Genomic DNA, 13,505 nt, shown 5'->3' with positions numbered 1-13,505 from the left:
CGGAGCGCTGCGCGGGCCAGTGCCTCGCCATGCGCGCCCGGTCGCCTCAGTCGCGCTCGTACAGCTCTTCTTCGAGTTCCAACGGGGCGCTGGCGGTCGTCGTGGCCGGGCGGTAGGCCAGGCGCACGTAGATGGGGGCGTAGGCCTCGGCCTGGGTGATTTCGATCAGGGTTTCCTTGCCCAGCTCCAGCAGGGCAATGAAGGTGACGACCAACACGGTGCTGCCCTTGCTGGGGTCGAAGATGCGCTCGAACTCCACAAAGCGCTGGCCTTGCAGCTGCTTGAGGATCTGGCTCATGTACTCGCGCACCGACAGCTCTTCGCGCGTGATGCGGTGGTGCTGGACCAGCTTGGCGCGCTTGAGGATGTCGCGCCAGGCGGCTTGCAGCTCGCCCACCGCCACATCGGGAAAGCGCGGCTGCAGGCTTTGCTCGATGTGCACCTGGGCCTTCAGAAAATCGCGCCCGTACTGCGGCAGCGTGCTGATCTGTTGCGCGGCCAGCTTCATCTTCTCGTACTCGAGCAGGCGGCGCACCAGCTCGGCGCGCGGGTCTTCGGCCTCTTCCTCGCCCTCTTTCTTCTTGGGCGGCAGCAGCATGCGCGACTTGATCTCGATGAGCATGGCCGCCATCAGCAGGTACTCGGCCGCCAACTCCAGGTTGCGGCTGCGGATCTCGTCCACATAGCGCAGGTACTGCTGGGTCACCGCCAGCATGGGGATGTCGAGGATGTTGAAGTTCTGCTTGCGGATCAGGTACAGCAGCAAGTCCAGCGGGCCTTCGAACGCTTCCAGGAACACCTCCAGCGCATCCGGCGGGATGTAGAGGTCGTTCGGCAGCTTGAACAGCGGCTCTCCGTACAGGCGCGCCAAAGCCACCTGATCGACCACGTCGGGCATCAGGTCGGCGTTGGCCGATGCCGCCGTGGCAGGCAGCTCGGCAGGCGCGGTGTCGGGGGCGCTATCGCTCATGCGGATTCAACAACAAGAGCGCCCGGCGCTTGCTGGGCAAGGGCCGGGCCATGAAAACACGGGCAAAGTGCTTTCAGTTGTGGTTCTGGTAGACGTAGGGCTGTTGGGCCACACGGGCTTGCTCAGAGTCGGCCTGCACTTCGTAGTTCACCTGCTTGTCCCACAGCAGGGCGCGGCCTGCCAGTTGCTGGGCTTCCAGCTGGGGCTTGTCCTTTTTCATCTGGTTGATGAAATCGGTGGCTTCGGATGTGTAGTGGGGACGGGCAAAAATGGACATGGACTGTTAACCTCTCTGGATCAAGGATTCTACCGGGACCACTGTCCATGAACTTTTTCAACCGTCTGACAACCACCGTGGCGGCGCTGGCCACCTGTGTGCTGACCCTGGTGGGCTGTGACCAGCAGAAAATCGACACGCTGGAAGAGGGGCTGTCGACGGAGGTCGACGTGCGCAAGGCCTTTGGCGAACCCGAAACCATCTGGCCCGAAACCGATGGTTCGCGCACCTTCGAGTACCCCCGCCAGCCCATGGGGCACCGCAATTACATGATCACCATAGGCCCGGATGGCGTGATGACGGCGCTGCGCCAGGTGCTGACCCCGCATGTGTTCGAGCAGGTGCAAGCCGGCATGACCCAGGAGCAGGTGCGGCGTCTGCTGGGTAAGCCGGCCCAGCGCATGACCTACGAGCGCAAGCAGGAGACCGACTGGGACTGGAACTGGATCGATCCGCCCAACCAGGAGATGGAGTTCACGGTCACTTTTGGTGCGAATGGCACCGTGAAAAAGAGCGGCAGCCGCATCAAGCAGCAGCAAGGCGACCGTTGAGCGGCCAGGGTCTGTGATGGCGCGCAGACGCGGAAAATGCTCTAATTGCTGCGCTGCAACAAAATGCCTGTCAGCGCCGGGACCCGGTGCTGCGTTGTGAGTCCTGCACCCCTGGGGCAAATCCCGGTGGCGCATTTCTTGCTTGATTGCAGCATTGATGTGTGCGGGGTGGCCACAAGCCGGCACCGCAGAAAAACGGTACCCGCCATGAGCACCACCACCACTTCGCCCGTTTCCGAGCCTGCGCTAAGTGCGCCAGCCTCTGCCCCTGTCCAGGTCGCCCGGCACGGCCGCTATGAAGATGCCCAGGCCCTGTTCTCGGGCTCGCTGTTCGTCGGCATCACCATGATGATGTACGCCCAGGCCGGGCTGCTGACGGGCAGCACTGCCGGTCTGGCCTTCGTGCTGCACTACGCCACGGGCCTGTCCTTCGGCGGCATCTACTTCCTGATCAATATCCCGTTCTACTGGTTCGCGTGGAAGTACGTGGGCCGGGAATTCACGGTCAAGACCTTTCTGTCGGTGGCCCTGCTGTCGGTGATCACCGAGTTCGGTCCGCAGTTCATCCACATCGATTACCTGCACCCTGCCTTTGCGGCCATCGCGGGCGGGCTGCTGATGGGCACCGGCGTGCTGTTCCTGGCGCGGCACCGCTCCAGTCTGGGGGGCGCCACCATCGTCTCGCTGTACGCGCAGGACCGATGGGGCATCCCGGCGGGCAAGGTGCAGATGGTCATCGACTGCGTGGTGGTAGCCCTGGCGCTGTGGGTGGTGCCCTTCGAGCGCGTGGCCTGGTCGGTGCTGGCGGCCGTGGTGATGGGGATTTTCCTGGCCGTCAGCCACCGCCCCGGGCGCTATGCCGGTCAATAAAGAGAGCTAATGGCGCAATCCAGATAAGGGCTGGAAGGCTATTTGATACATAAAAAGCCCCGCAGGCGCAACACCTGCGGGGCTTTTTCTTGGGCCGGATGGGCTGCGTTGCGCTCAGCCCACCGTAATGGTCTTGCTGGCCGTCAGCGTGGCGCCCTGGTCGTCCTTCCAGAACATGGTCAGCTCGCCGCTGTGGCGTGCCTTGAAGGTGAACTCGATGTAGGGGTTCTGGGCGATGGAGGTGCCGGGGTCCCAGGTGAAGATCAGCTTGCCGCCGAGCTTGGCCTCGAAGTGGCTGAGGATGTGGCGCGGGCGGGCCTTGCCGGTGGCGGGGTCGACGCGCAGGCCGGTTTCCATGACGTGCTCCATCTGCGCGCGCACGCGCAGGATGTCGCCGGCCTTGGGCTTTTCATTGCTGACCCAGACGCGGGCCGGTTTGTTCATGCTCATGGCGTGCTTCCTTTCACATGCCGCAGCCGCTGGCGGCCACGGTGACGGCCTGCTTGGCCGCCAGGACCTTGCCGCTCTTCATGCGCGCCAGCACGTGCACGGTCTGCGACTGGCTCAGACGGATGCGCACGGCCGCCTCGGCCGTGCCGGTGTCGGCGGTGAAGCGCATGCGGCAGGCCAGCGGGATGGGGTTGAGCTCGGCCACCACCATCAGTTCCTCGCACCAGTCCTGCTCGGTGATCGGCAGGGTCACCTTGGCCTTGACGGGCACGGCGCTGGGGTTGTCGGCCAGCACCGGCGCGTCCAGCTGCAGCCCTTCGGCCTGCGGTGTGGCGCTGCCGATGAACTGCTCCATGGTTTTCTTGAATTCCACGGGGTTGGGGGCCAGGGGACCAACCAGCGGCGTTTTCGCCGTGGCTTGGGCCAGCGCCGCACCGGGCAGGGCCAGGCTGGCCCCTGCGGCGGCAGCGCCGGCCACCAGGTGGCGGCGGGTCAGGGAAGGTGCAGGTTTCATATCAGTGCGGGGAGACGATCTGGAGGGTGCGTGGGGGCTGTCGCGGGCCTCCACCGTCCGGCCGGGGCCGCAGGGTGGAGGGCGCGCTGCGCTCAGATGCCGAGGAAGTCGCTGAACTTGCCGTTGATCCAGGCAAAGTCTTCCTTGACCAGATCGGGCGTGCGCACGTCCATGTCGATCTGGGTCTGGTTGACCTGGCCGTTGGCGTCCACTTCGTATTCGAACTTCACCGAGATTTCTTCCTGTGGGTCGCCATTGACCATCATGTAGCACAGGTTGTCGGGCAGCAGCGGGGTGACCTCCTGGCCGGCCACGCGCTGGGCGATGTTCTTGGCCACGATCTTACCGATGTAGTTGGCCACGTGGGCGCTCTTGGGGTAGTGGCCGAACTGGGGCGAGATGGCCCCCATCAGGTCGCCCACGAAGTACACGCGGTCGTCGCTGTTGGCGGTGAAGTAGCGCACGTTCATGTCGGCCCAGCCCGTGGGCTTGCCGTCGGGGGTCTTGCCGATCAGGTCGGCCCACCACACCATCTCGGCGGCCTGGTGGGGCGGCATGAGGATGGCGTCGTCGAACTGGAACTCGCCGGCCGCCGTCTTGATGCGCTTGTTGAAGGGGTCGACCTCCTGCACGCGGGCGTTGGGCACGTGGGTGATGATGTCTGCGTACAGCTCGTCGAAGGCCTGCTTGTAGCCCACGCCGATGGGCGCGATCTTGGGCTTGGGGTCCAGGATCAGGATCTTGCCGGGGATCTTGTGCTTCTTGATGTGCCAGGCGATCAGGCAGGCGCGCTCGTAGGGCGAGGGCGGGCAGCGGTGCGGTGGCGGGGGCAGGGTCATGACCAGGGTGCCACCCTTGAAGTTCTTGACCTTGCTCTTGAGTGCCAGCATCTCCTGGTTGGGGATGTAGGCGTTGGGAAAGTGCTTGCGCGTGTAGTCGATGGCCTTCTGGTCGTTGCCGAACCAGGCTTCGTAGTCGTTGCGGATGCCGCCGGACAGGATCAGGAAGTCGTACTCGATCAGGCCGTGGGCGGTGCGCACCAGCTTCTTGTCGCGCTCGAAGCCGGTGACCTCGGTCTGCAGCAGCTTGTAGCCGTACTTGTTGGCGGGGTGCAGCATGTCGCGGTTCACGAAATCGGTGTTCACGATGTCGATCAGCCACTTGTTGCTCATGGGGCCGGACCAGAACGTGGGGTTGCGCTCCAGCAGCACCACGTCGGAGTTGGGGATCAGCTCGCGCAGGTAGCGCGCGGCCGTCATGCCCCCCCAGCCGCCGCCGCAGATCACGATGCGCGGGCCCTTGCCTTCGCGCGGCAGGATGCGCGACTGGGGCGTCATGATGGTCGGGGCGGCCAGCGTGGCGATGGGCACGGCCGCCGCAGCGGCCCCCAGGGCCATCGCGGGCGGGGTCATCAGAAAGTGGCGTCGTTGCAGGGTCATGGTTCCTCCTTGGGGTGGGAAATCGGGTCAATCCAATCGACAGGCCGGTGCATGCAGGTGTCGCCGCAGGGCTTGCGGCGACCAGATTGCAAAGGGAACAGGGCAGGACCATGCCGGATGACCATGCTGGTGCAACAACACGGGGCGGTGGGCAGTGTTCAGGCTCCTGGCGTGGCAGGAGCCACATCCATTGCGTCAACGAAACTCAGGGCGCAGGCTTGAGCGTTGGGCGCAAGCACTGGGGCAACCAGGTACTTGCGGGCAAGGATGGGTAAATCCCTCTCAGCCGTCACGCGGCACAAGCAGAGCTGTCTGGGGCGCGATTCTAGACCAGGGGGGGCAAAAAGCTACCAATTGCAACTGGTGCGCTCGGTCAAGTGCGCCGGCCCCACAGTTGCAGGCACAGGACGCTGCCCAGCACGATGCCGGCCACGGCCGGCCCGGTGGCCCAGGCCAGGGTGGTGATGCCGGTCAGCCCCTGGCCAATGGAGCAGCCCGCGGCCAGCAGGCCGCCAAAGCCCATCAGCCAGCCGCCGATGGCGCTCCGGGCCAGCTGGGCGGGGCTGTTGAACCCTTCCCAGCGTGCGGTGCGGCTGGCCAGGGCCGCGGCCCCTGCACCCACCAGCACGCCCAGCACCATGGCCGAGGCCGCATCGAACTCGCGGCCCACGGCCACCTGCACATACAGCAGCGTCTCGGCGATGGGGGAGATGAAGCTCAACGAGGTCAGCCGGGCCGGATCGAAGGGGTCGACGCCGACCGTGGCGCTGATCCACCAGCCCACGGCTACCAGGGCGCCGATCACCAGGGCCGACAGCGCTTGCACCGGGCTGTGGCGCAAGGCCGGGCGGTACAGGGCATAGGCCATCAGCAGCAGTGCAGGAACGATAGCAAGCAGCGCATAGATGGCGCCGGCAGACCAGCCCTGGGCCTGCAAGGCCTGGGACACGGTGGCATGTTCGGCGGCTGTGGGCGCCAGGCCCTGGAACCACTGGCGCAGCGGCACCAGGATGCCGGTGGAGCTGGCCTGCGCGCCCAGGGCCAGAAACACCACGGTCACGAGGGCGCGCAGGTTGCCGCCGGCCAGCAGCACCAGCGAGCGCGCACCGCAGGCATTGGCCAGCACCATGCCCAGTGCAAACAGGGCACCGCCGAAGAACACCCCGGCGATGGAGAAGTTGGGCCGCACGATCTGGGCCTTGCCCAGGTCCACCAGCCCAGCCCACTGCAGGCCCTGCGAGGCCAGCAGGGCCACGGCCACGGCCAGCGCGAACGCCTGCAGCGCCGGCGCGCTGCCGCGGGGCTCGGCGCCATCCAGCCCCAGGCTCTGGCGCAGGCCGCGCAACAGGCAGAAACGCCCCAGGCGCGCGGCGACACCAAAGGCCACGCCCAGGAAAAAGGTCAACCACAACAACATAGCAATTCCTCAAGCAGCGCGCATGCTAAACCAAGCGGGGCACAGGGCAGAGGGCGCGCATGCCAGGGGCGGACAAGCAATCCCCCGGCGCCTTGCGGGGAGGCCCGTGGTTGGCGCAGTCCTGTGCCAGCCCGTCCGACCCGAGCGCCATCGGGCGGTCCAGCCCATAAAAAAGGAGCGCGCACTACGCTCCTTGGGCGTGGTGGGGCCTGAATGCTCTGATTCTCAGGCCCGCACGGCAGGGCGATGCCCCCTGCGGTTGCCCTGGATCGCACCCCGGGACACCAGGGCCAGCAAGCCAGGGCTGCCCCGCAGCGGCACCCGACATCCCCTTCCCGCCACACCCAGGGTGGTGCGCCAAGGGGGCGGGCGCATCAGCGCCCCAGGAGCGTCGCCATCAGCGGTCCCAGATGTCCGTGCTGATGGCCTTGTACCAGGCCGCGCCGTAGACTGCCTCGGCCTTGCGGAAGCCCGCATCGGCGTTCGCCGGGCTGACGCCACCGGAGCCGGGCACCTCGATCAGCTTGCCGGCCTCGCTGCGGTACACGCCTGCCACCGAGATGCCGTAGTCCGTGCCGATCAGGCTGTAGCAGGTGTTGGCGAAGGCCGCCTGGGGCTGGGGCTGTCCGGTCAGCTCGGCCGCAATCGCGGCGGCAGCCACCTTGCCCTGGGTGTTGGCGGCAAAGCCCGACTTGGGCATGGGCGCGGCCTGGGTGGCATCGCCCAGCACATGGACGTCCTTCACCAGGGTGGACGCGAAGCTGTCGGGCTGGATCGGCACCCAGCCGCTGGCATCCGTGACCCCAGCGCGGTCGGCGATGAAGCCGGCCTTCTGCGGCGGGATGACGTTCAGCACGCTGGCCTGGTGCTTGGTGCCGAAGGCGGTCTCCACCACGCGCTGCTTGGCATCCACCCGCACGACCTGGCCGTCGTCCGACTGCTTGACCCATTCGATCATGTCGCCGTACAGCGCCTTGTAGCCCTGCAGGAACAGGCCCTGCTTGGAGAAGGCGTCCTTGTTGTCCAGCAGCAGGATCTTGCTCTTGGGCTTGTGCTGCTTGAAGTAGTGGGCCACCATGGCCGCGCGCTCGTAGGGGCCGGGCGGGCAGCGGAAGGGGTTGGCCGGAATCACCATCACAAAGGTGCCGCCGTCTTCCATGGCTTCCATCTGCTGGCGCAGCAGCTGCGTCTGGGTGCCGGCCTTCCAGGCGTGCGGCGCCAGCTGCGCGGCGGCTTCGTCATAGCCTTCCAGCGCGCCCCAGCGCATGTCCACGCCGGGGGACAGCACCAGCTTGTCGTAGCGCAGGGTCTTGCCATTCGACAGCTTGACGCTGCGTGCTGCGGTGTCCACATCGTCGGCACGGGCGTGGACCACCTCCACGCCGGCCTTGCGCAGGCCGTCATAGCCGTGGCCAATGCTCTCGAACGAGCGCAGGCCAGCCAGGTACAGGTTGGAGAACGGGCAGGTGTAGAAGCGCTCGGCGGGCTCGACCAGGGTCACGCGCACCTGGGGGGCACGCTGCTTCAGGTAGCGCGCCGCGGTGGCGCCCCCAAAGCCGCCACCGACCACCACCACATGGGCGGAGCCGGCCTTGGCCTGCACGATGGACGGCAGGGCCAGCGTGGCGGCGCCGGCCATGGCGCTGCCCAAAACAGTACGGCGATTCACAGTCATTACTGGGCCTCCTTGCTGAACCACTCGGCCAGCGCCTGGATTTGTGCGTCGTCATAGCCCTTCATCAGGCGGGTCATGACCGTGGCGTCGGCGGCGGTGCCGGCCTTGAAGGCCTGCAGGCGCAGCAGCAGGTGGCGTTCACCCACACCGCGCAGGGTGGGGATGCCGCCCGTGGACTGGCCGTTGGGGCCATGGCAGTTGGCGCAGGTGCCGGCGATGACCGAGATGTCCTGCACGCTGGGACCCGCGGCGGGGGGCGTGGGTGAGGCGGCCATGGCCGCGAAAGGCGTTGTCAGCGCCAGGGCCAGCAAGGCTGGTCGCAGGGGAAGTGACAGAGGCATGCAGTCTCCTGTGGGGCTTGAGCCAGTCTCCGCGCTGCATTCGTGGGGCAGGTGGGGGACGTGCTATGTGTGTCAACAACAACCGCCGTGGCCCTGCACGCAGGAACAACGGTCAAGAGCGGCGGATTCTAGGTAACACCTTGCAACAACGGGTTAGAAGTTTCTGCGCTGTGCCTATATGCCGCCCATCGCCCCCCGGGGGCAAGACGGGGCGTTGAGCGTGCGTGCAGGCTTGTTCTTAAAAAGGTGAGCTGCTGACGCTTATTCAGCAAGCGTTTTGCGGATTTTTTATGCGAATCGGTGTTGTCGGGTAAATGAAATGGATGTCGCGTTGCGCGATGGCTTAATTCCAAATTGGAGATGGTTGCGCGACGGGCGGCACCATGCCAGCGGGGGCGGGAGCCGCAGGGGGCTGTGCGTTGGCACCGTCCTCGGACAGCGCATCCACCGCGGCGCCCACGCCGTGGCCCACCACCTTGGCCGTGCCCACGGCCACATCGGCGGCCAATCCCACCGCCGTCGCGGTCACGCTGACCGCGGTTGCAGTGACCGTCACCACGGTGCAGCCGGGCAGCAGCAACAGGCTGCACAGACCAAGAAAAGCCCCCAGGGCACGGCGCCGTGGGGGCTGGCGAGGTGAGTCCATCACCATGTCGGCGGCCTCATCGCTGGGCCCTGGGCGCAGTGTCAGCGCCCTGCAGGGTGCGGACCATCAGCCGATGCGCATGCCGGGCGTGGCGCCGGGGAAGGGCTCCAGCACATAGATGCCGGGGTGGGCCTTTTCGTCGGCGTGGCTGGCGGCCAGCACCATGCCTTCGCTGATGCCGAACTTCATCTTGCGCGGTGCCAGGTTGGCCACCAGCACGGTCAGCTTGCCCTGCAGCTGCTCGGGCTGGTACATGCTGGCGATGCCGCTGAACACATTGCGCGTCTTGCCTTCGCCGGCGTCCAGCGTCAGCTGCAGCAGCTTGGTCGAGCCTTCCACGGGCTTGCATTCGACGATCTTGGCGATGCGCAGGTCGATCTTGGCAAAGTCGTCGATGGTGATGGTGGGGGCAATCTCTTCGCCACCGGGCTTCACGGCCTCGACCACGGGGGCGGCGGGCGGCTCGAACAGGGCGTCGAGCTGCTCCACCACCACGCGCTGCATCAGGTGTTCGTACTTGCCGATGCCGTGGCCGGCGCCCAGCAGGCGGTCGGCGTCGGCAAACTGCAGGGGCTGCACGTGCAGGAAGGCTTCCACCTGTTCGGCCACGGCGGGCAGCATGGGCTTGAGGTAAACCGTCAGCAGGCGGAAGGCCTCGATGCAGGTGGAGCACACGTCCTGCAGGCGGGCGTCCATGCCTTCTTGCTTGGCCAGCTCCCAGGGCTTGTTGGCGTCGACGTAGCTGTTGACCTTGTCGCACAGGGCCATGATGTCGCGCGCGGCGCGGGCCGTGTCGCGGGCTTCGTAGGAGGCCACGATGCTGTCCTTGGCGTCGCGCAGCGCGGCCAGCAGGGCCTGGCCGTCGTCGCTGACCGCACCCAGCTTGCCGTCAAAGCGCTTGCTGATGAAGCCGGCAGCGCGCGAAGCGATGTTGACGTACTTGCCGATCAGGTCGGAGTTGACGCGCAACATGAAGTCTTCCGGGTTGAAGTCGATGTCTTCGTTCTTGCCGTTGAGCTTGGCACCCAGGTAGTAGCGCAGCCACTCGGGGTTCATCTTCAGGGCCAGGTACTTCAGCGGGTCCAGGCCGGTGCCACGGCTCTTGCTCATCTTCTCGCCGTTGTTCACGGTCATGAAGCCGTGCACGCAGATCCTGGTCGGCGTCTTGCGGCCGCTGAACTTCAGCATCGCCGGCCAGAACAGCGTGTGGAAGGTGATGATGTCCTTGCCGATGAAGTGGTACTGCTCCAGGTCGGGGTCGGCCATGTAGGCGTCGAAGTCCTCGCCGCGGCGGTCCAGCAGTTCCTTGAGCGAAGCCAGGTAGCCCACGGGCGCGTCCAGCCAGACATAGAAGTACTTGCCCGGTGCGTCGGGGATCTCGATGCCGAAGTAGGGCGCGTCGCGGCTGATGTCCCAGTCGTCCAGGCCTTCGCTGGTCGAGCCATCGGGGTTGGTGCGCACGCCGAACCATTCCTTGATCTTGGCCGCCACTTCGGGCTGCACATGCTGGCCGTTCTGCGTCCACTCGGTCAGGAACGCCACGGCGCGCGGGTCGGACAGCTTGAAGAAGAAGTGCTCCGAGGTCTTGAGCACGGGCGTGGCACCCGACAGGGCCGAGAACGGGTTGATCAGGTCGGTCGGGGCGTAGACCGAGCTGCAGACTTCGCAGTTGTCGCCGTACTGGTCCTTGGCGTGGCAGCGCGGGCACTCGCCCTTGATGAAGCGGTCGGGCAGGAACATGTTCTTCTCGGGGTCGAAGAACTGTTCGATGGTGCGCGTCTCGATGAAGCCGGCGGCCTTGAGGTCGCGGTAGATTTGCTGGGACAGCGCGTGGTTGGCCGGGCTGTCGGTATTGCTCCAGTTGTCGAAGGCGATGTGGAAGCCGTCGAGGTAGGGCTTGCGGCCGGCGGCGATGTCGGCCACGAACTGCTGGGGCGTCTTGCCGGCCTTCTCGGCGGCAATCATGATGGGCGCGCCGTGGGCATCATCCGCACCCACGAAGTTGACCGCATGGCCCTGCATTCGCTGCGCACGCACCCAGGTGTCGGCCTGGATGTATTCCATGATGTGGCCGATGTGGAAGTTGCCGTTGGCGTACGGCAGGGCGGTGGTGGCGAAAATCTTGCGTTGGGACATGGGAGCCTTCTCGTTGGGCTGTGAAAAGCAACCCTCGATTCTAGAAGCCCTGAAACCGCTGTGCAGTAAATGCGCGCATGGCCCCGGATTCCCGGTTTTGATAGCTGTCAGCGCAATATGGATAAGGGCTGGATGGCATTTTGACCCTGAATGCCCCCAGCGCCGTGCGCGGGCCTCCCCGGCCGGGGCGGTGCCTGCGCAGGCCTCAGGGCTGGGCCATCAGCGGCTTTTGCAGCAGCGTGGCCAGGGTCAGGCCCTGCAGGATGGCGATGTGCTGGGCATCGGCAAAGCGCTGCGCCGTGTCCTGCAGCGGGGCGATGCAGACATACGCGCATTCCTGGGCGTTGTGCGTGGGCATGGCCTGGTGCAGGGCGCGCAGCGGCTCGACGCCATGGGTGCCGGCCTTCCAGCGCTTGGCCAGCACCAGCGTGGTCTTGCCATTGCGCTGCAGCACGAAGTCGGCGGCCGCATCCTTGCTGCGCGCGACGCTGTAGCCCTCGGTGGCCCATGCGCGTTCCAGGTGCTGGGCAAACTCGTTCCAGTTCTGCTGCGCGGCCGACTCCAGCAGGGCGCGCTGCTGGGCCGGGGTGGGCTGGTCGTATTGGCGCACAAAGGCCACAAAGCCCAGGGCCCAGAAGGGCAGCGACCCCAGGATGGCGACCATCTTGTAGGGCTGGGGCACCAGGGCTGCCGCCAGCAGGGCCCAGCCCGCGCCGACGGTAAAGCTCACCCACCAGCGCGAGCGCAGCAGGATGGCGAACAGGGAGTTTTCGGCCATTTTGAATTTCATGGCGGCAGATCTTTCAAAGGGGGGAAACCGGGCGCCGGTGCGCCCCAGGAACAAGAGCCCGCTGACCATATGGGTTGCGGGGCTCCGATAGACTCAGTGTCTTCTGATTTTCTCAGACCCCACCATCCATAAGTACAAAACAGCAATGTCCCTGACCGAACCAAGCTTGCTGGCTGCCCTGGCCAGCGTGAACGATCCGCACACCGGCACCGATTTCGTCAGCACCCGCTCTGTGCGCAATGTGCAGATCAGCGGTGGCGACGTGGCCTTCGACGTGGAACTGGGTTACCCCGCCAAGAGCCTGATTCCCGAGCTGCGCAAGGCCTTCATTGCCGCGGCCAAGACACTGCCGGGGGTGGAGAACGTGTCGGTCAATATCAGCACCAAGGTGCAGGCCCATGCCGTGCAGCGTGGCGTGCAGCTGCTGCCAGGTGTTAAGAACATCATCGCCGTGGCCTCGGGCAAAGGTGGCGTGGGCAAGAGCACGACCACGGCCAACCTGGCGCTGGCCCTGGCCGCCGAAGGCGCCCGTGTGGGCGTGCTGGATGCCGACATCTACGGCCCCAGCGTGCCCATGATGTTCGGCGTCAGCGGCAAGCCCGAGAGCAGCGACGGCAAGACCATGGAGCCGCTGGAGAACTACGGCGTGCAGCTGATGTCGATCGGCCTGCTGCTGAACAACCCCAACGAGGCCATGATCTGGCGCGGCCCCATGGCCACGCAGGCGCTGGAGCAGATGCTGCGCTCCACCAACTGGAAGGACCTGGACTATCTGCTGATCGACCTGCCCCCCGGCACGGGCGACATCCAGCTGACGCTGAGCCAGAAGGTGCCCATGACCGGCTCCGTCATCGTGACCACGCCCCAGGACATCGCCCTTCTGGATGCCAAGAAGGGCATCAAGATGTTCGAGAAGGTGGGCGTGCCCATCCTGGGCCTGGTGGAGAACATGGCCATGCACGTGTGCACCCACTGCGGCCATGTGGAGCACATCTTTGGCCAGGACGGCGGCAAGCACCTGGCGGCGGAGTGGAACATGGACTTCCTGGGCTCGCTGCCCCTGTCGATGAGCATCCGTGAGCAGGCCGACAGCGGCAAGCCCACCGTGGTGGCCGCGCCCGACAGCGAAGCCGCGCTGATCTACAAGAAGCTGGCGCGCGATGTGGCCGTGAAGATTGCGCTGAAGGCCAAGGACTTCTCCAGCAAGTTCCCCACCATCACCATCAGCAAGAACACCTGATGCCACCGCAGGTGGCCGGCCGGGCGGGAAGCCCTGCTTAAAACTTAGGCAAAGTGCCCCGGTTCAGCCGGGGCGCTTTTTTTCCGGCATGCTGTGCGCGTTTTGTCTGTTGCAGCGCCTGGGGCGCTGTTTTTGATCGTGCAAGAACAAGAGCCTGAAAATTCCGCTGGCGCTGGGCGCCGCCTGCTG

General features: G+C 65.8%; 14 protein-coding genes. 3 read left to right on the top strand and 11 right to left on the bottom strand.

Annotated elements, in window-relative coordinates:
* Window positions 1-46 precede the first annotated feature (46 nt).
* Entirely contained in the window at window positions 47-898 is an 852-nt protein-coding gene (locus tag CA2_RS10955) for a segregation and condensation protein A (protein ID WP_245620941.1), read from the bottom strand.
* Window positions 899-1,043: 145 nt separating this feature from the next.
* Entirely contained in the window at window positions 1,044-1,247 is a 204-nt protein-coding gene (locus CA2_RS10950; RefSeq protein WP_042416720.1) for a DUF3460 family protein, read from the bottom strand.
* A 47-nt stretch (window positions 1,248-1,294) separates the two neighbouring features.
* Between CA2_RS10950 and bamE the strand changes: the two genes are divergently transcribed.
* Together bamE and CA2_RS10940 are read left to right on the top strand one after the other, a co-directional pair.
* Window positions 1,295-1,798, top strand: coding sequence for an outer membrane protein assembly factor BamE domain-containing protein (gene bamE / locus CA2_RS10945; RefSeq protein WP_042416718.1), 504 nt, complete (start codon window positions 1,295-1,297; stop codon window positions 1,796-1,798).
* Window positions 1,799-2,005: 207 nt separating this feature from the next.
* Window positions 2,006-2,668: a YitT family protein gene (locus CA2_RS10940; RefSeq protein WP_042416715.1), complete on the top strand. Its 663-nt coding sequence runs from the start codon at window positions 2,006-2,008 to the stop codon at window positions 2,666-2,668.
* Between the two features lie 114 nt (window positions 2,669-2,782).
* On the opposite strand, the gene soxZ is transcribed toward CA2_RS10940, so the two are convergent.
* The 9 genes from soxZ to CA2_RS10895 form a co-directional block, all read right to left on the bottom strand.
* A complete protein-coding gene (gene soxZ / locus CA2_RS10935; RefSeq protein ID WP_370513840.1) occupies window positions 2,783-3,118 on the bottom strand; it encodes a thiosulfate oxidation carrier complex protein SoxZ in 336 nt (111 codons plus the stop codon).
* A gap of 13 nt (window positions 3,119-3,131) precedes the next feature.
* Complete coding sequence (locus CA2_RS10930) at window positions 3,132-3,632, bottom strand: thiosulfate oxidation carrier protein SoxY (RefSeq protein ID WP_042416712.1); 501 nt, start codon at window positions 3,630-3,632, stop codon at window positions 3,132-3,134.
* A gap of 92 nt (window positions 3,633-3,724) precedes the next feature.
* Window positions 3,725-5,065 carry an FAD-dependent oxidoreductase gene (locus tag CA2_RS10925; protein WP_042416827.1) on the bottom strand — a complete coding sequence of 447 codons (1,341 nt, stop codon included), beginning with the start codon at window positions 5,063-5,065 and terminating at the stop codon, window positions 3,725-3,727.
* A gap of 379 nt (window positions 5,066-5,444) precedes the next feature.
* Window positions 5,445-6,488 carry a YeeE/YedE family protein gene (locus CA2_RS10920; protein WP_042416709.1) on the bottom strand — a complete coding sequence of 348 codons (1,044 nt, stop codon included), beginning with the start codon at window positions 6,486-6,488 and terminating at the stop codon, window positions 5,445-5,447.
* Between the two features lie 397 nt (window positions 6,489-6,885).
* Window positions 6,886-8,163 (bottom strand): NAD(P)/FAD-dependent oxidoreductase, encoded by a 1,278-nt coding sequence (locus tag CA2_RS10915; RefSeq protein ID WP_042416706.1) that lies wholly within the window; start codon window positions 8,161-8,163, stop codon window positions 6,886-6,888.
* Window positions 8,163-8,504, bottom strand: coding sequence for a c-type cytochrome (locus tag CA2_RS10910; protein WP_042416705.1), 342 nt, complete (start codon window positions 8,502-8,504; stop codon window positions 8,163-8,165). The genes CA2_RS10915 and CA2_RS10910 overlap by 1 nt, the downstream gene beginning before the upstream one ends.
* A gap of 343 nt (window positions 8,505-8,847) precedes the next feature.
* A complete protein-coding gene (locus tag CA2_RS10905) occupies window positions 8,848-9,150 on the bottom strand; it encodes a hypothetical protein (RefSeq protein ID WP_042416703.1) in 303 nt (100 codons plus the stop codon).
* Window positions 9,151-9,216: 66 nt separating this feature from the next.
* On the bottom strand, window positions 9,217-11,325 hold the full coding sequence (gene metG / locus CA2_RS10900; protein WP_281176776.1) for a methionine--tRNA ligase: 2,109 nt from the start codon (window positions 11,323-11,325) through the stop codon (window positions 9,217-9,219).
* Window positions 11,326-11,491: 166 nt separating this feature from the next.
* The gene (locus CA2_RS10895; RefSeq protein WP_042416700.1) at window positions 11,492-12,076 is read right to left on the bottom strand and encodes a restriction endonuclease; all 585 of its coding nucleotides are present in this window, start codon (window positions 12,074-12,076) and stop codon (window positions 11,492-11,494) included.
* 145 nt (window positions 12,077-12,221) lie between these two features.
* On the opposite strand from CA2_RS10895, the gene apbC reads away from it, so the two are divergent.
* A complete protein-coding gene (gene apbC, locus CA2_RS10890) occupies window positions 12,222-13,316 on the top strand; it encodes an iron-sulfur cluster carrier protein ApbC (protein WP_042416698.1) in 1,095 nt (364 codons plus the stop codon).
* The last annotated feature ends 189 nt before the right edge of the window (window positions 13,317-13,505 follow it).

This window comes from Comamonas aquatica NBRC 14918 (assembly GCF_000739875.1).
In the GTDB taxonomy this organism is placed as follows: Bacteria; Pseudomonadota; Gammaproteobacteria; order Burkholderiales; family Burkholderiaceae_C; genus Comamonas; species Comamonas aquatica.
This window is presented reverse-complemented; position numbering and strand designations above follow the sequence as displayed.

Coding starts and splice junctions, on each gene's coding strand:
- CA2_RS10955 (WP_245620941.1), bottom strand. CDS start 898: ATGCCCGACGTGGTCGATCAGGTGGCTTTGGCGCGCCTGTACGGAGAG.
- CA2_RS10950 (WP_042416720.1), bottom strand. CDS start 1,247: ATGTCCATTTTTGCCCGTCCCCACTACACATCCGAAGCCACCGATTTC.
- bamE (WP_042416718.1), top strand. CDS start 1,295: ATGAACTTTTTCAACCGTCTGACAACCACCGTGGCGGCGCTGGCCACC.
- CA2_RS10940 (WP_042416715.1), top strand. CDS start 2,006: ATGAGCACCACCACCACTTCGCCCGTTTCCGAGCCTGCGCTAAGTGCG.
- soxZ (WP_370513840.1), bottom strand. CDS start 3,118: ATGAGCATGAACAAACCGGCCCGCGTCTGGGTCAGCAATGAAAAGCCC.
- CA2_RS10930 (WP_042416712.1), bottom strand. CDS start 3,632: ATGAAACCTGCACCTTCCCTGACCCGCCGCCACCTGGTGGCCGGCGCT.
- CA2_RS10920 (WP_042416709.1), bottom strand. CDS start 6,488: ATGTTGTTGTGGTTGACCTTTTTCCTGGGCGTGGCCTTTGGTGTCGCC.
- CA2_RS10915 (WP_042416706.1), bottom strand. CDS start 8,163: ATGACTGTGAATCGCCGTACTGTTTTGGGCAGCGCCATGGCCGGCGCC.
- CA2_RS10910 (WP_042416705.1), bottom strand. CDS start 8,504: ATGCCTCTGTCACTTCCCCTGCGACCAGCCTTGCTGGCCCTGGCGCTG.
- CA2_RS10905 (WP_042416703.1), bottom strand. CDS start 9,150: ATGGACTCACCTCGCCAGCCCCCACGGCGCCGTGCCCTGGGGGCTTTT.
- CA2_RS10895 (WP_042416700.1), bottom strand. CDS start 12,076: ATGAAATTCAAAATGGCCGAAAACTCCCTGTTCGCCATCCTGCTGCGC.
- apbC (WP_042416698.1), top strand. CDS start 12,222: ATGTCCCTGACCGAACCAAGCTTGCTGGCTGCCCTGGCCAGCGTGAAC.